20 protein-coding genes are annotated in these 21,750 nt (G+C 53.4%); all 20 read right to left on the reverse strand.

Annotated features, from left to right (window positions below; all coding sequences use genetic code 11):
* Positions 1 to 1,281: DUF6519 domain-containing protein (locus tag A4E54_RS03550; RefSeq protein ID WP_286724414.1), on the reverse strand; the 1,281-nt coding region annotated here is incomplete at its 3' end.
* Positions 1,282 to 1,352: 71 nt separating this feature from the next.
* Positions 1,353 to 1,865, reverse strand: coding sequence for a hypothetical protein (locus A4E54_RS03555; RefSeq protein WP_286724416.1), 513 nt, complete (start codon positions 1,863 to 1,865; stop codon positions 1,353 to 1,355).
* Positions 1,866 to 1,868: 3 nt separating this feature from the next.
* Complete coding sequence (locus A4E54_RS03560; RefSeq protein ID WP_286724418.1) at positions 1,869 to 4,244, reverse strand: phage tail protein; 2,376 nt, start codon at positions 4,242 to 4,244, stop codon at positions 1,869 to 1,871.
* Complete coding sequence (locus A4E54_RS03565; RefSeq protein ID WP_286724420.1) at positions 4,234 to 5,790, reverse strand: baseplate J/gp47 family protein; 1,557 nt, start codon at positions 5,788 to 5,790, stop codon at positions 4,234 to 4,236. The genes A4E54_RS03560 and A4E54_RS03565 overlap by 11 nt, the downstream gene beginning before the upstream one ends.
* 2 nt (positions 5,791 to 5,792) lie before the next feature.
* On the reverse strand, positions 5,793 to 6,170 hold the full coding sequence (locus tag A4E54_RS03570) for a GPW/gp25 family protein (RefSeq protein ID WP_240082384.1): 378 nt from the start codon (positions 6,168 to 6,170) through the stop codon (positions 5,793 to 5,795).
* A gap of 14 nt (positions 6,171 to 6,184) precedes the next feature.
* A complete protein-coding gene (locus tag A4E54_RS03575) occupies positions 6,185 to 6,955 on the reverse strand; it encodes a hypothetical protein (RefSeq protein ID WP_286724422.1) in 771 nt (256 codons plus the stop codon).
* Positions 6,956 to 6,978: 23 nt separating this feature from the next.
* Complete coding sequence (locus tag A4E54_RS03580; protein ID WP_240082386.1) at positions 6,979 to 7,416, reverse strand: hypothetical protein; 438 nt, start codon at positions 7,414 to 7,416, stop codon at positions 6,979 to 6,981.
* 2 nt (positions 7,417 to 7,418) lie between these two features.
* A complete protein-coding gene (locus A4E54_RS03585) occupies positions 7,419 to 8,069 on the reverse strand; it encodes a phage baseplate assembly protein V (protein WP_286724425.1) in 651 nt (216 codons plus the stop codon).
* A 9-nt stretch (positions 8,070 to 8,078) separates the two neighbouring features.
* Positions 8,079 to 9,218, reverse strand: coding sequence for a phage late control D family protein (locus A4E54_RS03590; RefSeq protein WP_286724431.1), 1,140 nt, complete (start codon positions 9,216 to 9,218; stop codon positions 8,079 to 8,081).
* A gap of 2 nt (positions 9,219 to 9,220) precedes the next feature.
* Entirely contained in the window at positions 9,221 to 9,514 is a 294-nt protein-coding gene (locus tag A4E54_RS03595) for a LysM peptidoglycan-binding domain-containing protein (protein WP_240082389.1), read from the reverse strand.
* An 11-nt stretch (positions 9,515 to 9,525) separates the two neighbouring features.
* Positions 9,526 to 10,110 (reverse strand): CIS tube protein, encoded by a 585-nt coding sequence (locus tag A4E54_RS03600; protein ID WP_240082390.1) that lies wholly within the window; start codon positions 10,108 to 10,110, stop codon positions 9,526 to 9,528.
* A gap of 16 nt (positions 10,111 to 10,126) precedes the next feature.
* Complete coding sequence (locus A4E54_RS03605; protein WP_286724434.1) at positions 10,127 to 11,374, reverse strand: hypothetical protein; 1,248 nt, start codon at positions 11,372 to 11,374, stop codon at positions 10,127 to 10,129.
* Between the two features lie 193 nt (positions 11,375 to 11,567).
* Positions 11,568 to 12,326: a T4 family baseplate hub assembly chaperone gene (locus A4E54_RS03610; protein ID WP_286724436.1), complete on the reverse strand. Its 759-nt coding sequence runs from the start codon at positions 12,324 to 12,326 to the stop codon at positions 11,568 to 11,570.
* A gap of 20 nt (positions 12,327 to 12,346) precedes the next feature.
* Positions 12,347 to 12,808: a phage tail protein gene (locus tag A4E54_RS03615; protein ID WP_286724439.1), complete on the reverse strand. Its 462-nt coding sequence runs from the start codon at positions 12,806 to 12,808 to the stop codon at positions 12,347 to 12,349.
* Positions 12,809 to 12,823: 15 nt separating this feature from the next.
* The gene (locus A4E54_RS03620; RefSeq protein WP_286724440.1) at positions 12,824 to 14,977 is read right to left on the reverse strand and encodes a phage tail sheath family protein; all 2,154 of its coding nucleotides are present in this window, start codon (positions 14,975 to 14,977) and stop codon (positions 12,824 to 12,826) included.
* Positions 14,978 to 15,106: 129 nt separating this feature from the next.
* Positions 15,107 to 15,781, reverse strand: a complete 675-nt coding sequence (locus tag A4E54_RS03625; RefSeq protein WP_286724442.1) for a Pvc16 family protein — start codon at positions 15,779 to 15,781, stop codon at positions 15,107 to 15,109.
* 41 nt (positions 15,782 to 15,822) lie between these two features.
* Positions 15,823 to 17,883 carry an eCIS core domain-containing protein gene (locus A4E54_RS03630; protein WP_286724444.1) on the reverse strand — a complete coding sequence of 687 codons (2,061 nt, stop codon included), beginning with the start codon at positions 17,881 to 17,883 and terminating at the stop codon, positions 15,823 to 15,825.
* A gap of 5 nt (positions 17,884 to 17,888) precedes the next feature.
* Positions 17,889 to 20,048, reverse strand: coding sequence for an AAA family ATPase (locus A4E54_RS03635; protein ID WP_286724446.1), 2,160 nt, complete (start codon positions 20,046 to 20,048; stop codon positions 17,889 to 17,891).
* Positions 20,049 to 20,316: 268 nt separating this feature from the next.
* Complete coding sequence (locus tag A4E54_RS03640) at positions 20,317 to 20,751, reverse strand: pyridoxamine 5'-phosphate oxidase family protein (RefSeq protein ID WP_286724448.1); 435 nt, start codon at positions 20,749 to 20,751, stop codon at positions 20,317 to 20,319.
* Between the two features lie 59 nt (positions 20,752 to 20,810).
* Positions 20,811 to 21,731 carry an AraC family transcriptional regulator gene (locus A4E54_RS03645; RefSeq protein WP_286724450.1) on the reverse strand — a complete coding sequence of 307 codons (921 nt, stop codon included), beginning with the start codon at positions 21,729 to 21,731 and terminating at the stop codon, positions 20,811 to 20,813.
* Positions 21,732 to 21,750: the final 19 nt, after the last annotated feature.

Raw genomic sequence — 21,750 nt, forward strand, 5'->3', positions numbered from 1 at the left:
ATCTATGACCAATCGATCCACGGTGTTATCCATATCTGATATTGAAAGCCTGCCGCGGTTTGAGGTAATACAATACCTTTTCCCGCCTGCCGCCAGTCTGTTATCAAGCGATATTCCCGAACCCCAGAGATCATCAGATGACAAAATGCATAAAGGTAATTTGTCTGGCGTCGTCGTCCCAATGCCGACTTTGCCGTTACCATCTATGACCAATCGATCCACGGTGTTATCCATATCTGATATTGAAAGCCTGCCGCGGTTTGAGGTAATACAATACCTTTTCCCGCCTGCCGCCAGTCTGTTATCAAGCGATATTCCCGAACCCCAGAGATCATCAGATGACAAAATGCATAAAGGTAATTTGTCTGGCGTCGTCGTCCCAATGCCGACTTTGCCGTTACGATCTATGACCAATCGATCCACGGTGTTATCCATATCTGATATTGAAAGCCTGCCGCGGTTTGAGGTAATACAATACCTTTTCCCGCCTGCCGCCAGTCTGTTATCAAGCGATATTCCCGAACCCCAAAGATCATCAGATGACAAAATGCACAAAGGTAACTTGTCTGGCGTTGTTGTACCTATGCCGACTTTGCCGTTTTTAATGGTGATTTCTTCTGACAATATCACCAAGCCGGTACGACGAAGATCGGTAACGGTAACAGATCCTACTGATGATACTGTTAAAACAGCAAGCTTATAATGTACATGATCTGGTTTCGCGGAAGGAGTTTGATCCCCTTGCTCCACTCGCACAACCCATTCCCGCTTAATGCGTACACATGTTTCTATGCCGATAGCGTCATTGACAATCCTGTCGTCTTCCTTATTGCCAACCTCCCTTTCCCACACATCAAGATATACTGTATATTGGCCAGGTCCCATATTTAAAGCAGGCAGTGGATCAACGCCCCGTTTATCAGCCAGTTTATCATTATTATATAGATCTTGCTTTGTATATTGTGTTTTAACAATATTGATTACTGCCCAACCATTTACGAAACAAACCCCATTATTGATTGTAAAGTCATTAGCTTTAGGATCTTTGATGCAAAACCCATCATTCCCTTGTGGCACGCCGTCACCGACAAGCCACTTGAGGAAAGCCCGCTGTTCATACTTCCTGATGTCCTCCAGTTCATTCCAATCGGCATCAACCAGCGGCACGCCCTGCTGAAGCCTGACGCCAACATAATGCATTGGGTTCTTGACCGCTTCTCCGGTGATCTGTTGGTATATAGTGTTGGTCAGTTTAAACGTATCTCTCGAGAAATTGCCCATATTCTTCCTCCTCGCCTACTGTGCATTTAAGTTTCCACCCATTTAGTAAACACAGAGCCTTATCCGCGTAACTAGAAAAACAGCCGCACCACCCTGATCAATGTTTCCGAGGCAGCCTTCTGTATCAACGGATGCCGCACACAATTGATCATGCGCAGATCCTTGCTAAAAAGCCCAAATTCGCGCAAATCACTTGTCTTGTCTTTTTCCGGAAAATCCTGCCCCAGGACAGCCCGCACCTCCAGCTTCCGTGTGGGCAGGTTGGTTTTATTGTTTTCGTCATCCAGATAGGAGATATCTTTTACCGGGTTAATCTTAACTTTATTTTGATACGGGTTCTCAAGATTAGTTAATGAAGTTGTTGGCTGCTCCGGGCTGCTGCCCCATACCTCTAATCCCTTACCCACCATCATCCAGTTGATCCCACCTATATTCTGCTCCCCTTTCATAAAGGCGGCCAGCAGGATGCGGCCATTGTCGACAATGGTATTGGATATCCATCCACTGTCAAAAACCAACTTGTTTTCCACGTTGAACAGGGTGTCGCGATACATACCGCGCAGTGTTCCTCCAATGTTTTCCATGTCTTAACCTCCACTTTTTAAGCCCGCTTGCCAGGTCCGGTATCGTGTGATAATCGGGTCAACTTTAAAATCCACTGTTCGGTGCTCACGACTGGACTCACTCCAGACACACATCCAGATCCAGTCCGGCAAGGTATCTACATAATCTTCACCCGGCCCGTCATATTGCTCAACGCGCTCCAATATATCGACATATTGCTCTCCGATGAATGCCTGCGGCTCATCGCCGGGGAAATCATAAGTATAAACTTTCTCGAGAACAACCGGTGGTTCTATGACAAACAGGATTCGCGTCTGCAGCGGGAGAAATCTCTGGATCAAGCCCCTGACCAGCTCCTGGCCCTGGACAATCAGCTCCGCGTCCAGTATATCCGGGGTCAGATACACGCCCACCGTATCCCGCGCGCACCATGCGCCGTTATTGATGCCCGTCCGGCCGGCATCGTGCACCCGTGTGTCATAAGTGTAGTGCACCCGATTTTTGAATGCTTCCTTCTGTAAGTGGACATGTTCCAGCATGTCTGCGTTGCGCGTGTCAACGGTACACGACTGAAGAGGATATCCGCTGCCTTGAGCTTGTCCGCTAATACGAAAATAACCCCGGCGCTGGGAACGCCAGAAAACACGCACCCTCCCGTTCGAGTCCACCAGGGCCGCCGGCTCCTTGTCCGCCGCGGGATGGTCAGCGACCTGGACGCTTTTTGCCCATTTCGTCCCATTGAAAGTTTTGCTCCTGATTTGCCAGTGGCCTTTAGCGTCCCGGGTATGCCAGAACAGCCATATGCTGTCCCCCCGGACAACCGCGGCAGGTGATTCATCGCATGGCCCGTTTGTGCCGGCATCTTCCTTTTCAGTCCAGGCACGGCCGTCGAAAGTCCGGCAACGCAAGCGGCAGGAAACTCCTTCTTCGCTATGGTAATCTTCACAGTAAAAGAGCCAGAGAGTATTATTCTTGTCGACAACGGCGGCGGGAACCCGATGGCGAAAGCCGGCAGTGGTAATTCTCTTGGGCGGTCCCCATTGGCCGTTTTTATGGACCCTGGCCCAGATGTCGGTCGGACCGCGACGGTTCGACTGCCAGAATACCCAGACCTGGTCACCTAATGTCACCGCGGCCGGATTAGCATCATCCGCGGGATGCAATGACAGGTTCTGAGCGGGATATGTAGAAGCCTTGTCGGATAATTCCTTACCAAGGGAACCGGGGGACAGGTTCGCCGCACACCAGACCTCGCGTTTCCCCGCCTGGCCGGATTCACAAAACAGCCACAGATCCTTGCCGGCCAAGATAACCGACGGTGCTCCGGCGTTTAGCAGGAGGCTGCCGGCATCGTCCGGCGCGCATAGTTCTATCCGGCACGGAGCGGCGCCGGGGACATCAAGGCTTTGACACCAAATGCCGCGCCCGCCGCTTCGCCTGGAATGCCAGAACAGCCAAGTATTGCTGCCGGCGTCCCTTACACAGCAGGGGCGTCCGTCATAATTTTCGGCCGCAGTGCGCCGCACGGGCGTTAACCATGCTGTGCCCGCACTGTTGCGCGAGACTTCCCAGATATCCCACAGATGAATTGTTTCAGGCGCATTGCTTAGGCAGACATTGTGAACGAATTCCTTGATGCGGCAATCCCACCCGGTCACGCGATTTACCAGCGCCTGGATATTGGGGAGGGTGCCGACTGTCCGGTACAACTCCGGAGCGAACAGGATCTCCATGCGCTGCGCGATCTCGTCCTGGGTCAGGTCCAAATCCCAGCCGATCCACTGGGCCAGGTGAGGCAGCAGATCGGCGCGTGTCTGCAGCACGTCGTGCAAACCACGCAAGCCCTCGGCCCGGCTCCGCAAATAGTCCAGCGCCGCGCCGAAAACCGCGAGAAACTTGCGCAGTGCTCCCTGCTCCCTGTCGGCAGGCAACGGCTCATCAAACGCGCGGTGCACCCCGGGCAGGAGCCGGTAAAGCTGCTCGGCCAAGCCATAGCACCCGCTTGCTGTCGCGGATGCGCGGGCAACCGGTTTGACAGACGGCTCCTCACCAACAAAAAGGGTGTAGTAATAAATCTCTTCGGCGAGCCCCCTGTCCGCTACCGAGAAAGAGTATGCAAGGTCGCCGCTACCGGGGTCTTCCACCTCGGCAAGAATCCCGCTGCTCCCGGGCGCCATGCCCGCGTCAAGCTGATACGTTCGTGGGACTCGATGCGGATCGGTATCAACGGGAACACCCATATCAAGCACACATACGCCGTCGTTTGGACTGGCAGGATATCTCCGCTCGCGCCGCAGCAGCCTGAACCGTGTGGACTCCTGCCCGGATGTCCGCCAGCTCCAGTCCAGATCTATCCGCTGTCCGCCCAGGTTTGCCCTGGCTTGAAGTTCAACGTCCACTCCGGCCTCCCGTTACACTTGTGAAACCAATCTTGGACACAAGCGGTATCTCGTTCCAATCGAAGCGCAGCACACCCCAGACAGGCTTCGGATCCAATCCCTCCGGGGGAGGCGAGACCCGTTCGAATCTGGAGATGGTAACGCCTTCGACACCATCAATCGCTTCAATAACTTCGTAAATCTTGCTAACGTATAATACCTGGGCAAAATCCACATTATCAAACGCAAGCAAGCTTTTCACGGCCTCTTCGACACTTTCCCGGACGAAATCTCTCAAATACTGGGACTTTACAAACAAGTCTCCTTCAATCAATACTCCCGCGTATACCGGTTCTTCAACTTTAACAATGGTGGTGAGCATTCTCTTGTCTTCAAAGTAGAGCCGCAAATCTTCTTTGAGGGTATCGCTCGGCCTGCCGCCCCCAGCCGGAGCAACGTATAACTCCACAGTATTCCAGTTGGCTGCCCGCGCCCTCACCTTGGCCACTCCAAAATCCCTGGCATACGCCTCATAGTCCTCCGCGGTCACCGCCCGGCTGCGGGCGCGAAACAGTTGAGGCCCCCGCAGAACTGCCTGGGCGCAATCCTCATGCTCAAGCCCGCCGGACGCGGCATCGGGGTTGAAGACCAACTGGAGGTGGGAACCAGGGTCTCCTATATTACTTACCTTGAAAATGGAATTTTCCGGGACGTTCCCCTTGACCCCGCCGCCGACCCGGTAGGTGGCAGTAATATTGTTTGTCCCTTTACGCGGAATACTGCCAAATTTGCCGTCGCCGAACTCTATCCAAGCCACATCCGACTCGTCGCGGCGCACAACGTAATGCTTGCCGGCGGAGTCGCTGTAAAAGAGCGTTTCCCGGCGCTCCCACTTTTCCCCGTCCACATAAACTTCCAATGAATCGACCATAAGGGGCGTTCTCGCAAGTCTGAAACGCTGACCGGCACTATAGTCAGAGGAACCCACGATTTCTCTTTCTCCCATTTCTATGACAGCATCCGTCTGAATCACCGGCAAACTGTCGTAAAAGCGGTACGTTTTGCCGTCGGTATGCTGCTTTTGGGGGAGCGATGCGAGGTCTATGGTCAAGGGCTGCCGCACATACCGGAAACTGACCGACTCACCTCCGGCGGCACCGGTTGTGGTCTTGAACTCAGCTTTGGTATCAATGGTAACCGTTCCGGTGTCCGGTTTAATATCTGGTTTGAAAAGCAGAGTCAAATCAACAGAGGCTGCTTGCGGAGGGCGCAGCTCGCACCCGATCAGACGCAGCAGGTTGATCACGCTGCGCCTTTCCACGGCGGTATCCAGAAAGCTCTCGTTGGCAATCCGGTCCTGGTAGTAGAGGATTAAATCGCCCATGTAGGCAAACAGATCCAGCAGCACAACGCCCGGATCGTTGGCCGAATGGTCCGTCCAGCCCGGCAGCTTTTGCGCGGCCAGCGCCAGCAGCGCTTCGCGCAGTGAATCAAAGTCCTTGTCCATATAATTAATATTAGGACGGTTAGTTGTGTCGTTTCCGTTCTGCCCGTTAAGTTTATTCATGCTCAGATACCTCCCAGCCCGATGGGCACCGATAGACTCTGCAGCTGTTGTGTATGGCCGATCACATAAAGGATTTCTATGGAGAACATTCCATCCTTCTGCGTGACCGTCACACCCTGTACCTGCACCCTCGGCTCCCACTGTCCAATTGATTTGGCAATCTGGTGCTGCACGATCGCCCGTAGCGCGTCGTTGTTGGGATCATGGACAAGCTGGCGCAGGCCGCCGCCGTAGTCGCGGCGCATCACCCGCTCGCCAATGCCGGTCAACAGAATGTGCTTGATATTTTCCTTCAGTTTTTCCGGCCCGCTGGTCTGGGCCACCCGGCCCGACGAGTCGATGCGGAAAGGAAAAGAAAAGCCGCAAATATCTTCGCTCATTTATCATGCCCCCGTTAGATAACCGTACAATTGGTGATCGTGGCCTGATGCCCTCCAAGTTTATTCTCCCGATCCTCAACGTGCAGGATCATCTGGTAATCGCCATTCAGGTTGTCAGGCAAAGGCCCGGTATAACGTATGACCATCAACTTCGAGTTCTGGTCTAAAACATATTCTTCGAAAATATACTCATTCTTGGCTGGGACGAAATTGACGGTCTGCCGCCCATCAGATAAACCTATTGGAACGAACTCCCAGCGATATTTTAAGCGGTCGACTTTGTCGTATTCCGCATTCATTTCAAACTGAACCGGGTCTGTGCCCGGTTTGACCCTACCCCAGATAAGTGGAGCCTCCGCTATCAAGGTCTCATTATTCTTATGAAGGATTGAGTTCTCAACCGGCGCTATTATCTTGGCTTTGAAAACATGAATCACACATCTGGCATCCCCTGCGAAGCCGCCGGTGACACCTCCATGCCGCATTGCTTCCATTTCCGCCGCTGTTTGACCCGGGCGGTCGCTAACAGCAAACGTTATTATATGGGAACCTACTCCGAGTAACGTTGAAAACGGGGTCCCGGGGTCCGTTAAGGCTGTTTCGTTGATTGCGTAGTGGTCTAATCTCGCTTCAATATTAATGCTGGAATACCACCGGTAATACAGGATCACGTTCTCCAATTCCTTGGGAGGCTCAATCACAGCCCCTCGCAAGGTAACCGCCGGAGAACCGAAGTAACCTGTGTCACTGGCGGGTTCAAGTATATTTAAAGAAATTGCCGACATATCTCCTCCATACAATGGTTCTTTTACTGCCCGCTCACTTTTATCGGGACAGGCGCGCCGGTGGGAAGAATGATACACATGTCGCCGAGCAAATTGATAAAAATCCGGTTAATAGTAACAGTAGAATTCATAATGCTTGTCTGTACCATACCGGGCCAAGTCGCAGTTCCGGGATTGCCCTGAGCGCATATGCCTTGTGTGACAATATTTTTCCCGTTGGCTTTAACTGTCGGGTTGAAGGACTTGAATACCCAGACATCCAGCCCCGGGTCCGTAGGTGAGCCGGGTGGAGGCGGAATAGGCACCGGAGCAGGGGCCTGGCCATGCGACGCTCCCGCTTGGCCTTTTTGCGTCTCAACAACAACCTCGATTTCATTCACCTTCACCTTGCCGCCATCGCGCCCGGTCAGCTTTAAATTACCCGCCAGGTTCAGCAGCCCGGACAGTTTAAGGTCACCCATCTTCAACCTCCGGTAATCTCGTTGGACTTTATGGTCGTCTTCGGGCCCGTGCCCACTGTTAGAACATTATCAACGTCCGTATTGCCTGTAATATGCACCTTGCCGTCGATATTCACATCGCCGCGGATTTCCATATTTTTGCAGGTGATGCTGACAGTCTTGTCTGCACACTCGACCGTAATTCCATTTGCATCCAGGGTTACCGTGCTGTTGTTTTTTTCATCGCGGATAACCAATTTCTCATTTTTATCGCTGTCATCCAGTTGAATTACTTGCCCGGAAGCAGTACGGATGATCTTTTGAAACTTTGCCGGCGCCTGGGCGTCCGCGGTGTTGGGTGTCTTTCCCTGCGGATACCAGACCCCGGTCCAGATGGGGTTATTGATGTCGCCGGCGCCAAATTCCACCCATACATTGTCTTTCTCTTCGGGGATGAAGAAAAAGCTCGGCGGAAAGCACGGTTTAGCCATAACCTGGATGGGGCGCTGGCTCTTGCCGTCCGGCGTCTCTTCCAGGATGCCGTGCACCTCGACCAGGAGCTCGCCCCGGTGGGGGCCGTTCTGGGGAGGATCGTTACTCAACACCACTCCCGGATACTTGCCGAAATATTTCTTTGTACTGTTTTCTATTCTGCTTTCTTCTGTTTCGAACATAATCTCCTCTTACCGTTGGCATTGAAACTCGGTCTGATAGCCTTCCTTATTCAACACATGCCGCACCTGAGACAAATACCATGTCCCGGAAAAACGGCCGCCCACATTGGCAATTTTGATGGTGGACTGGGCATGGATGCGGTGGTTGCCGGAAGCGCTCCCACTTGCGCGCATGCCGCGGATGCTGGTGCTGAACTGATTATCGGCCCGCTTGTTCAATTCATCCTGCGTGGTGAAGCCCGGCGTAATCTCACGCTCCACGCTCCCAAGTTCGTCCCGCAGCCGCTGCTGAACGATACTCGCGGCCGACAGCAGGTTCTTTATCGACAAAGCCCTGGCCGGGTAGCGGCTGTAGAACTGAGTCAGGTTCTCGTCCGTGAAAAGGTCTGCAGTGGCTCCCACATCCTCAACCGGCGCCGTCACCTGCTGAATACACTGCCCGGTGTCAAAATCGGTGCCGGCAAAAACGCGCGGAAGCTGGATCTTGGCCGCATCGACGGTCGCCTCAAAAGTGAGCAGGCAGTTGGCGACACCGGCTCTTCCGTGATAAAGTGTCACTTCCGGATCTGATTTCATGATCTTGTACGACGCCTTAAAATAGAGCTCATCCTTTTGTTCACCGCTCACCACAAACATCTCACAGCCATATGCTGCCGCAAGCCTGAGTAGGAATGCCAGGTCGGTTTCATCCTGCTGGCGGATGCCGTTGCCCGAGAAATTCGAGTTCCCCTTTAAATCGACTCTAATATTGCCGGTGTCGAAATATGCTCCCGCAATATCCTTCACGATTTTTTCCAGCGTAGTATCGGTCCAGACACGGTTTCTTTTCCGCATTCCCATGTTCATGCTCCTATCAAAGGCCAGGAGCCTGAGCTTCGGCACGCCATGCCGGGGGAAGCTCCCTTCAACCTTGGAAATCCGGCCGCGGAAGATGACCGAATGATCGCTGACCGTTCCCAGGTCCGTCTCGACCTGCATCCCTTCCTGCAGGGCATGGCTGTATACTTTGAAAGGATCGGTCATCTCTATCGTGAGCTTGTCCGGCCCGGCACTCCCTTCTTCAACCGTCAGGGAAGACAGGTCATTGGACAAATCGTAGGACGCGCTGCCGGCCTTGATGGATATTCGATAATACAGGTCGTTTTTCACCTTCACCTCCGCGGCGTGCGCGTGGCTACCCGGATGGGCGGGATAACGAGGGTATCGCCGGCTTGCCAGTCCAGGGGAAACCTGAGTGGATTGGCATCGGCAATGCGCCACCACAGATCCTCGCGCCCATAGTAATGCGCCGCCAGTTGGTCCAAAGTTTCATTCCCCACTACCGTATGAATAATACTGTCCGGGTAAGCCTCGGAGGGGGCGGCGGGACGCTGAGCCAAACTCACCCATCCATTTTTTTTGACCGTATCCAGTCCGTAGTACCTTGAATAAATGGAGACAGGCATAGTTACCTCTTCTAAAACGGTTTTATATTTTGGATTCCAAGAGCGGACAGAGCGTTTCGGTGCGCCTTGTCCAGGGTATAAAGCTTATTGTCCTTTTCCTCGATGACCGAAAGCGTGATCTTCGCCTCCGCCCTTACCGGGGCAAGGGCACTGTTAAACTGCGTTTCGGTGATGCTCATGCCGGTTACGACACATTCCAGGATTTTTGTTCCGAAACCGAAAACACAGGTAGGCGGCGAGCTGATCCGCTTGCCTTCCTCGCCGCTGCCTATCGTTGCCCAGGCGTCGGCCTTGGGGTACATGAAGGAGCGCAGCTTGGCCAACTCCGTCGCTATGCCGTTGTCCACGGGCGTCGGGTTGAGCATATTTGTTCCTTGCTCAAGACCATGCAATTTTATATCGAATGAGATCGTCCGCTCGCCGCCGCCGGTGTATACCTTGCCCGGCGTATCTTCACACAGGCATGTATTGCGCTCGGCGTAGTTTACAGCCTTGTTGTCGCTTATGGATTCCGGGTTGAACTGAAATGTGACAATCAATGGCGGGACAACCTCTACATTGGCGAGAAAACCACGCAGCACCTGTTTTTCGACCATCCCCATGCTCCTCTCTTCAGCGCAGCAGGCCCAGTCTGAAGCGTTCCTCCTCGGCCAGCTTGCGCATTTTCTGCATGAACAGCCGCACAAGATTGTCGCTCACAAGATTCTCTGCCGTCGTTGTATCAAATCCACTGGTTCGGTTAGACGCGAGTGATTGATGCTCCTCTTCCCGCTGCCTTATGGCCGCGGCCACCTCGCGCTTCATCGTATGCCTGATTGTTTCCAGCACCAGGCTTAGCCCAGGCAAGTGCATGAGACCAGGAGCAACTGTCTCACGGCCGCCATGCAGCTTATGTTCAGGTAATGGCAGCAACGGCGGCATTGCCGGAGTGTCGACCGCTTCCGGCAAGCTTCGGGACAAGAGATCTGTATATTTTGCCCTGTGTCCAGGCGCTACGCATGCCATGATCCGGTTATAAGCCACCGGAAAAGACCCGGGTGCAAGACCCATGAAAAAACCTGGAGGTCCCCCTAACGGGGCCATCTTCGCAAGGCGCAGCGGCATTGAGCCATACGAGCGGACGGAAACCAGCGGCGGCCCGTCCTTCACTCCCGCGCCTGGCTCGGTTCGCCTGTCTGTTGCCGGTACAGACAAGTCGTCTGTCTGCCGCGCCGCACTCGAATGGGGCAACGAAAGCTGCGGCTTAATGTGGGGTTGTGGGAAAGCACTGCCCATACCCATGTTTGCGGTCTCCCTGCCTGCTTGCGCCGGATGCGCAAACGCTCCCGCCGGCGCAGGCAATGACGGCGCCGATATACGCGGTTCCCCTGAAAAGGGTGAAGCATGGGCGGGAGAATTACTCCGGACACGGCCTGACATCCCCACTCCGGCGTATGCACCCCGGAGCGCCAGAGAAAGTGCAAGCTGCGGAAAAGCGTTGCCCATACCCATACTCGCGGTTTCCTTGCTCGTTTGCGCTAGATATGCCACCGCTTCCGCCGGTGCCGGTGAAGGCGCCGGTATACGCGGTTCCCCTGAAAAGGGCGAAACCGGGGCAAGCGCGACTGGTAACTGTGTTTGTTGTATATCCCCCGGCCACGCCAGCCACCGTGGCGCCAGCCAGGGTATCGCCGCCAGCAGGCTCAGAGACCGGGCCGCCACGGCCCGCGACAAATACAGGCCGCCCAAGGCCAGGAAAGGCGTGGCCACCTGCAGCAGCCGCCGGCGCAGCATGCGCTGTCTGCCCCGCACCGTCAGATTCAGCCCCCATCCATGGCACGTTTGCATCAACGGTGAGTCCGCCTCAACTCTTCCCCCCATCAGTTTCAACCTCTTTTCAGCTGGTCGGCCATGGTTTCCCATGCCCGGTTATCCTCATTGATCCTTTCGGCAAGCATCCGCACGAACTCCCGCCGCTCGCCGACCGCCAGCTCCATGATTTCAGACCACGGCCAGTGCAGGTGGTACGCCAGATAAAAGACCTCCTGGCGCAGCCGGCGCCCACCTCCCAGCTCTAAACGAAAAAATTTGCCACGTCCAAAATACCCTGGAAGGAGGTCCCGCACGAGTCACAGCGCACCGGGCACTGAAAATCGACAGCAGGCATTTGGCTGTTGAGCGCCTGGTACAGCCGGTGGCGATCACCCATGGTGAGATCGCGCAGGATCTTTATCCCGTAGGCTTCCAGGGCTGCCGGGGGCAGCTCCCCAAAGCGCCTTATGCAGCGCAGAAGCAGGACGTCTTGAGCCTTCAGCGGGTCTTTTTCGGCTAAAGACGACACAAACTCCTCGTCGACACCGCGTGGCAGGGTCAGGACAATTTCGGCATGCAGCACGCCTTCCCGGTCAATGTAGCCATCCTCGAGCTGCAAAGTAACGTCGGACAGGTCCCGGCCTTCCTCCAGCCTGCGCACCGGGATGCTGTTCAGATCCTGGACAACGGATATTTCAGTGCCGCAGCGCGGGCAGGCATACAGCGCGGGCAAATGGTCGCCCAGAGTAATCCGGCGCAGTTCGAGCAGCAGGTAGTTGCGATCGACCGTATAGAGCTCCGACACGATCTGTGACGTAACGGCATCGATACTGCCCAGCCGGACCAGGCAGCTCCGGATAAGCTCCGTCACAAGCCGGCCGGCCGACAATGTCTGATCATAAAGCAGCGCCTCTTCGTGCCCCCGCATCTTGCGAATTGCCGCCTGCCGGTGGACCCGGCCCGATCCGTCGGTATATCCGACAGGCAAAAGCACATCAAACTCACGCAGGTATTGTGCCATAAGGCGATCCCTCCAAGCTGTCAAACACGATACATCCGCTCAATGGCCAGGATTATCGTCTGTTTCATCAGGCCGGAGTTTCCCGCGTCCAGGTCGCTGAATTTCGACGATTTAATCCAGGCCCCTTCGAATACAAAGCGCATGACTTCCTTCTGGTGTTCCTTGACGACGATGGAGCCGTTGCGCCGCAACTGGGAGCCGGTTCCCGTCCCGTCTATGGTGAACATGGTCTGAAACCATTCTTTAAAACCCTTGTCGGCGTTGCTGCCGTCCATGTTCCTCTCGAGAGTCAAATCGCCGTATTTGATAATCCCCGAGCTGATTTTGTGGGTGATGTTGGCCCCGCCGTCCGACTGCTCAATCGCCTCCACCTCGCCTTCGGTAAGGCCTGTCACTTTGGTGATGTTGGGACTCTCAATCCCTTCGATCTCCACTACAAACTCGTGTGTCCGGTACGCTTCATTAAAGCTAAGAGCGGCCATTTTTCCCCTCCTTATCTATTTTTCACCGGCGGTCGCCCCGCCTTCTTGCTGACCTACGGTAATAATAATGGTCTCTGCCGGCCGTGACGGGTAAAAATAGACCTCGACCGACAGGACGCCCTGCTGGATACTCGCATCCGGGTTATTCTCGGCATCCACCTTCACGGTAAACACCTGCTCCGGTGAACCGGGGCCGAATGCGCCCTGGCGCCACAATCCCATCAGAAACGGCGTCACGGAGTTGTACTTGATCTTGTTCCACAGCGCCTCGTTGTTAGGCTCCTGCACAACCCAGCGCAGTCCTGATTTTAGTGAACTCTTGACGAAATTGAAGAGCAACCGCACATTAACATAAAGCCAGAGCGTACTGGTGCTCAGGGTCCGCGAGCTGTCGACCACGATGCCCTGCCCGGAGATAAAACGCACCGCATTCACGCTGCCGTTCTTGACCATGTCGGTATGTTCAATATCCGTGATGCTGTACTGTACATCCAGCGCTCCGCTGATGCGGGCGGCGTTGCCGGCGGGCGCCTTCCAGATGCCCCGTTCACGCTCTGTACGCGCATAAACGCCCAGCACGTGGCCCGTGGGCGGTATAAATTTCGGCTTATGCCCAAGCGGATCGAGGGGATCGTAAACTCTAATCCAGGGGAAGTAGAGCGTACCATACACTTTGTTGCCGCGGAACTTCTTGCCGTAGTCTTTCGCGGCGCCCCCATTCGCGCCTGCCGGCGTATGACCGACGAACATGCAATCGCCTCGGTTTTCGCAGTAGGTCAGCAAATCACTGACAACTTCCGGTTCGGCACTATCAGGGCAGCAAACCAGCTGGACATCATATGTATTAAAGAGATCCTTGGCGCTGTGAACCTGGCTCTTGACATTATCCTGGCTCAGATTGTCGTCACAGCCGTTCGTCAAGGGGGTGAGGGAAGTGACTGTCAGAGCCCCTGAGGGAGGACTCTGGATCATGATAAACTTTGAGCCTGAAGACACGTTGTTGATCGTTAATGCTGCGTCCTGCGCATCCTTCATATCTTCCCATACTTCGACCCGATCATTGCCGTAATACACAGTCAAATCGTAGTGTCCCGCATTCTCGTTATTCTCTGTAATGATCGCAGAAAGATTATTGCCCCATGCACCCGGGTCTTCTTTTCCCATATATCCTGCCTTTACGGTCAGGCTGGTCCCCAGGGTGGCGGAAGCCGCGGCTGCGGCCATCACATTTTCCCCATGATGCACGTCGAAGTCGAAGCCGAGGGCCTTGCCGGTACCGTTTTCAGTGACCTGAACGGTGTGGGCTGTTCCTGACATAGTGTGGCTTATGACAATTTGCTTGCCGCCGGGAGATAGAGCAACCCGCAGGCCGGTTGTTTTGAGACCGTCACTGATGGCCTCTACCGCCTCCATTAGATCAACCGTGCCCATATTCGTGATGTTTCCTGCGCCTTGAACAAGATTACCGGGTAAACTCAGGATTTCGGCCAGCTTTCCGCCCGCCTTGAGTGAAGCGTTTGCCCCCCGGAGATCAGTCCGTACTGATAATTTAGCGCTTTCCCCTTCTTTGCCGACGAAAGCTTGAATACCCATAAATTCACGGTTTAAAACCGCAGCTATCTCATCTAAGGTTGCCTTATCCAAGCCGTTGGAGAAGTCTTGTCCTGTGAATGTATAGCTAATCCCGGTCTGGCCATTGACTTCCAGGATGAGGTTCAAGTCCTGATCCCCCGGCAATGAGCCGCTAAGTGCTCCTTCCAGTACAGCGGAAGTCTTGGCGCTGAAATTCACCACAGCTTCGGCGCTTCCATCAATTTTTAATGCAAGCTGCGCATCCTTCTCAAAAGCAAGAGGTTCTTGCGGTGTTCCTGTTACGGATGCATAAACAGCTTCGGCTTCGGCGCCTTTTGTGTTTACAAGCCTGGTGACATATGCCATGGTCCCGCCGTTATCGAAAAATCCCTGGAGCGCATAGGCGCCGTTGGCTCCCGCTTTGTATGAGCCGAAATGTTCCTTGAACTGGCTCCAATTGACCACTTGATACACTTCTCCAGGCACCCCGCGCTCGGAGAGGATCATGAAAGCGGCGACCGACGTCTGGGCCGGTTGAATGCTGGGCGTTGCCCTGCCATCTGTTTCAACGATGTTCAACCCTACGTTGTAGCTCATTAAATCTCCTCCTTTTCCCGGCCTAATATCTCCCCCCGGCCGAATGTGACATTGACTAGTTAGGTACTCACGTCATAATACTCGCGTCATGCTTGATGACACCGGTCCCCCGGAAACCGGCGCGAACCTCTATGGGACTGTCTGAATATGAGTTTCGGTCTTTTCGCCAATCTTTTGCCCATAGTTCGTGATCAGGGTCGTGACCGGTGGACCGACGGGACCCTCCGGCCTTATTACCGGCAGCGTCGCGATCAGGTAAACAGCCGGCTTCCAGCGATACCCGGCGCCCATGGTGCCCCAGAATTCGGCCAATTTGGGAAAGCCTTCTCCCGGCAGGACGATAACCGGCAGCGCGGCGTCAGTCAATACCTGGGGAAAGTCAACGGGCAACGGGTCCGGAGCGTAAATCTGGCGCGGCGTCAGCGACTCCGTCTCCAGGTCCATCAACAGGGCCGACACCGCCGACAAAATGGCGTGCTCCGTCAGCGCCGGTTCCACCCCGTGGGCTATGTCCGGAGCGACAGGATCCCAGGCCGTAATTAGATAATGACAATCCAGCCACCGCGGCGCCGGCATTTGGCTGACAACCCCGTTCCGGACCTGGCGCAACCCCTCATTCAAACGCATGCCGTGGTTTTCCCGCAAATCTGCCAAGTAAATATTGACCGCTCGTTGTTGCAAACCGCCCACATACTTGCGCCAGTTTTCGTCAGGCGGCTCGAAGCCAATCTGGCCGGCCTGCAGCCCGAGGTTTTGGTTTTTCTCGAACAGCTTACGCAGAAGCAGGCTAAAGTAATGGATCATAAAGTATTGCCCTCTTTTCCCCTGGTTGGCGGCATCTCAGTTCAACGTAATTCCGGGTGGCGCATTTGTTTAACCTCTCGTTCCGTATTGGGGCGCGCAAACTCAAATCGCAGATTATCGGCATCCAGCGCTTTTTTCCAGTTGTCGCCCTGGGCTTTTTCTTGCACGTGATCGAGACTGATGCGTGTTTCTTCAACCGGTATTCCCGAGCCAACCCCCGAAAGCACCGGAGCAGTTTGTTTACCCTCGGGCAGGCTAAACCCGGCATCACTAAAAATTTTCTTGGCCGCAGGATCTTTACGTATACGCCGGTAGAACGCTTCGCGCGTACGATTATATAGCTCCTCGTAATTGTTCTCGGTGAGGGTCTCTTTCTTGAGGATCTCTGCCTTTGCGTCATTCCATAGCTTTTCCAGACGGGGATGGTCGGATATTTTTTTCCCGATCACCGCCCGAATCCGGGCTACAGCTTGTCGCTGATTTTCTCCCGGAAGTACAGGCACCTTATCAATATCCAGTTTTGGTTTGGGCTTGCCCGGCACCCGCTTGCCCTCAATCCGGGGTTCGGATTTGCCTCCGGTGACCCTGGGCACAGAGGCTTTTTCAACGATGTCACCTTCAAACGCTTTCTCCACACTCTTAGCCCATCGTTCCGCCCCCTTTCTTTTCTTCCATTCTTGTTTGATCTCAGTTCGTTCGCCGGGCCGGGGGTGATAGCCACTGCCGGCCGTAGCTTTTGGGGCAACTCCGGAAGAATTCGGCGTGTCCGGCATTTTAGAACTTGATCCGACCGGCCGGGATACCGGCGTATCCTCAACTACCACTGTAATCGGAGACACTTCACTGCGGCCGGGGACCGGGGTCCTGCCGTCAAGCTTGCCGCCCCCCGCCTCTGTTTCAGTTGAACGTACCGGCACCTCGCGGATGACTGAACGCTCTACAGCTTTCGGCGGCAGTTCAAGTACAGGAATGGTAGTTGGGAGATCTTTCAAGTTCATTAAATCCCGGTTAGTGGAACGGCCCTGATTCTTTCCTCCTCCAGCCGCGAACAGAATCCCCTCAAGGTTAGCAAATAGATTAATCACTCTCGGATCACTGTAAAAAACAGAGGCAATCGAAGCCGCCGGACTTGAGGCTATTGTCCGCAACAATTCCATTTGTTCAGATTTAATAATGTTTGCCTTGAAAGTGGCTGCCTCAAATTCCGTCATTTGGTAAAAATGGCCGTGAAACTCACCCATAACCAAGGTCTTTTTTTGCCTTTCAATCTCTTCCATTGCAGCATTTATATCAATTTTAGGCGGCTTGCCGAGATTGTTTCGCAGGTCCCTTTGCACGATCCTGCGAAGGATTTCAATACCCAGTCGCTTGAAATTGTCCTGTTGGACGGCATAAGCCAGTTCGACCACCGAGTGACGCCTCAGCCAAAAGCCAATATTTTTAAAACTGAAAACCAGTTCTTCATCCGAAAGCGATTCCAATGCTCTTCCGTCTGGGCTCTTCTCAAGCGGCAGCTCCGAAACGTCACGCGCAAGCCCTATTGGGCTGCGCATCTGGACCTGGACCGGGCCGGTAGCATCAGCTGCCCGGCAAGCCTCCTGTTCTGCTTCAGAGTCTCTGCCAGGCGCCGGTCCACTCCATACTCCAGAACCTGATTGCTGCACCACATGTGTCAACTCATGGGCTAGAAGCCGCTTTCCGGCGGTTGTGGCCGGCGCGTACTGCCCGGCGCCGAAGACTAAATCCTTCCCGATGGTGTAAGCCCGGGCACTAGCCGAACGCGCCGACCTAGCCGCCCGGGCATCCGTGTGCACCCGCACCTGGCTGAAATCATGCCCGAAGCGCTCTTCCATATCAGCCAGGGTGATTGGGTCAAGCGGCCGGCCGGACGAAAGCAAAACTTCATGTAAAATAGGCGGCGCAATATTCGTACCGGACTGCAGTAACCGGCTAACTGCCTGATTGCCAGCCATATGCTGCAGGTCCATAATATCTGCGTACGGATCGAATGATCCGGCACGGTTGTCCCTCTCCGGCACGTATCCCTGGACCTTACCGGCGCTTTTATCTTTTTCGGATTTCCTGGAAACAGGTCCCGCCATTGCAACTAACTCCCGTTACCGCGAATTTGCGGTGTTTTCATCTCGCCATAGAGTTCGGTCTCGGATAAAGTCTTGCCCATTTTCTGGTACTCGTGCTTCGTTGCCCGGATAAGGCATTCCATGGCTACCTCGCCGCCGTCGGCGGCAGCCAGAAAGGATGCCGCGAGGGCGATATTCTTGATATTCCCGCCGCTCAACTTGAATTGCCGTGCCAGAAACTCCAGTTCAACATCTGCCGCCAGTGGCACTGCTTTGGGCCAGATGCCGGCCCAGATGCGCCGGCGGCTTTCTTCGTCAGGAAACGGGAAGTGAATAATAAAAGCCATCCGCCGCATAAAGGCGTCGTCCAGGTTCTGGCGCAGGTTGGTGGCCAGTATGGTTACGCCCTCGTATTGCTCCATCTTTTGCAGCAGATACGATATTTCGATATTCGCGTAGCGGTCATGGGCGTCCCGCACTTCGGAGCGTTTGCCGAACAGCGCGTCGGCCTCGTCAAAAAAGAGTATTGCGTTGGCGCTTTCCGCAGCGGTGAAGATCCGGTCAAGATTTTTTTCCGTCTCTCCGATATATTTGCTTACCACGCCGGACAAGTCGATCTTGTAAAGGTCGAGTCCAAGCTCGTTGGCGATGATCTCGGCGGCCATGGTTTTGCCGGTGCCGGACGGTCCTGAAAACAGGGCGTTTACTCCTTTACCCAGCGATAGTTTCGAGTCGAAGTCCCACTCTCCCAGCACACGGTGGCGGTATATGACCCGCCGGCAAATCTCGCGCAATTGGGTCATGGCTTCCTGCGGCAGCACGATATCGTTCCAGGTGCACCTGACGTCAACCTTTCGAGTCAGCGCCGCCAGCTCGTATCCGGACTGGGCACGCGCCGCGGTGAAAATATCCTTCATGGCCGGCTTGTCGTTGATACCGTCCCTGCCATCGCCGGTCGCCGTGGCGGCATTCCAACAGGCACACTTCTTGGCGGATTTTACCGCGGACGCGATCTGATGCCGCGTCAACCTGAAGCGGCTGGCGAGGGCATCAAGTTCACTCTCATCCAGCGAAATATTTTCCGCCCTGAGACTTTCGTTCCAGCAACTGCGCCGGCAACCGTAATCAGAGGTGGTGAAAGGCACTGTTACCACCCCTCCCGGCCCGAATCCGTGCCATACCCACGGTTTTGTTCCCATCAACACGGTAATGCCGCTGTCTTCTGCCAGCGCCTTAAGCAACAGCCTGCAGGGCGCCGCGTTTTCATCGCTGAATAATGCGTCCGTTTCATCCAGGCAGAGTATGGCATCCTTGAACCAAGCTTCGCGAAGCAGTATCTTGAGCAAATTCGCGAAGCCGGGCTCCCTGTACACTGTGGAGAGGTCGGCGACCAATATGGGCATGCTTGTCTCAAAGGCCAGCGCTGCCGCGGCCATCCTTTTGCCCGCACCACGGGGCCCCTGGAAATAGAGGTGTAATTGCTGCCGCTTCCGGCGGGCATGGGCCGTAAGAGAAAGCAAAGCGCGTCTCGATTCGACTTCCAATGGCACACTCCCCATCCCGATAGACGGATATGTAAATTCGCAAAAAGGAGATAACCGTGAATCCAATCCTTCCTGGAAGAAAATCATATTTGTGACTTGTTCATCAAGCATGAGGTAATGTGACAGGAGAGATGGCTGGGGATTATTGGGTTCCGCTATCAGGTGAATCAGATTTTTACCGACCAGAGGAGAATCCGGTGCAAAGTGAGCGCGTTTCTCAATTTTCTCCTCGACCGTTGAACACAGCAGGTTGAGCGCTAAACCGACACTGGCTCTCCGGTGTGCCACATGATCCTGAAGGTAGGCATAAAGACGCTCGTACCGCGTGTCGAGCTCGGGGGCAAGGGCGATAATGATAATATCCATGTCAAAGTGGGAAAGCCCAAAGGCGTCTTTCAGCCATGCAATGCGGGAACCTTCTACATATGATTGGTGTTGAGAATCCTTGACACATTCATCCCCGGACCAAAGCAGCGGCGCGCCGGGCTCACGGTCAAGCAAGCGCCTTGCTTCGTCCGGGCTGATATGGAGTCCGCGAAAGGGGTCGGCAGCCGCCTGGGTTCCATAGGCTGCCTCTGCCAGGACTATTGCTTTCTCAATCATTCGATCCAGCCTGCCCAAAGATGTCAAAAGTCCTTTCAAGCCCAACTTATCTCCCTTAAATTAGTGGCTTTTCTGCCTATTATTTACCATTTCAACTAAATTTAATAAATTATATAATATAACTTTAGCAATGTAAATATTAAAAATAATTAACGTTTTTAGTATAATCTTCTACTATTGGTAAACTCCAATTATTCAGCAGGGCTTGAGACGGCCAATTACCGATAACAAAAAAGCGACAGATAATCTGTCGCGATAAAAACTCATCAAATAAAAGCCTGAATGCTGGAAGGATTATATTATTTTATTAAAAATGAACAACTTCAACTTCATTTTCCCTCATATTGTTCTCCATGGTCCAAAAACGCGCCTCACCTGAATATATACGGAATATAACCAAATTGGGGTCATCATCACCCGAAACTATCGCTTTCAAAAAAGGCCGCTCTTCAACCAGCCTTTTTTTGAGCCCGGGGTCGTCCACAAACTTCACTTTGCCGGTAACTCTCAACATTCTTTCCGCTCTTTCAGCAGCCCCCTGGGTAAAAAAGCAAACTTCCACTTTAGGATTATTAACCAGCTGTCTGTAAATACGCTTTGGGACACCAGTATGAAAGTAAAATCCAGTTTCATCGGCAAACCACATCAGAAATCCCCTCACCCTGGGTTGATCCCCTTCGCTAGTGGCGACGTAACAAACTTGATTTTTGTTGGCGAATTCTATGACTTCACGTAAATCCATGACCTACTCCCCCCTCTGGCATGTTAGGACAATTATACTACATGACAAAGTGGCAGTCCTTAAAATATCCTGCCCTGTTGTTTAGGAATACTGCCTTTTTCCAAACCCTTTTGATAATCAGAGGGAGACATTTTATACAACTTATAGAAGCATGACGATAAATAGGCGGCGCTGTTGAATCCGCACTCGCAGGCGATAGCCGCTATTGACTTCTCCCCTTCCAGCAGAAGTTTTTTCACGCGGTCCATACGGATATGATTTAAATAACTAATCGGTGTTTGACCGGTTTCTCTTTTAAAAATTCTCGCGTAATGTGACGGGGACATGTTGGCTATCCCCGCCAGCCGCCCAACAGATATCTTTCGCCATAGATTAGAATGCATATAATCAATAGTTTTGTCTATTTCAAATCGATGTTTAATCCGGTCTTTCTTACCATTAATATTAAATATGCTCCTAATTATCAAATGACATATTTCGATGCTGAGCGCCTTTACGACAACTTCAAAACCAGGCATCTTCTCATCAATTTCGATCATGAAATCCTTGAGCCTTGATAATAAAGCAGGCAAACATTCATATACCGCTCCGCAAAAAACAATATTCTGAGTGACTGGGTATGCCAGCAACTGCTCTTGAAAAAAATCTTTATCAATAAGAATTGCCACATATCTCGGATGTTGACCGTAATAAACCTCATGGTGAGGGATGCCCGGTGACAGCGCTAAAATTTCCCCCTGCGGAGACTGAATAATATCTTCACCAATCTTTAGAGCAGTCCGGTCATTAATAGCAAGGGTGAACATATAAGAAGGATGTTTATGCCGGGGCGAAATTGCGTAATAGCAAGGCCCGGTCACCGGCATAAACACACCTACCTTCTCACCGGCGAAACAATCCACATGAATAAGCTGTCCCTGTTCAACCGGGCCGACCAACCGTTGAATTTTTGTTAATTCAGATTGGGTTATACCAGCCATATAAAAATGCCTTCCATAA

This window comes from Pelotomaculum sp. PtaB.Bin117, assembly GCF_002067195.1.
GTDB lineage: Bacteria > Bacillota > Desulfotomaculia > Desulfotomaculales > Pelotomaculaceae > Pelotomaculum_D > Pelotomaculum_D terephthalicicum.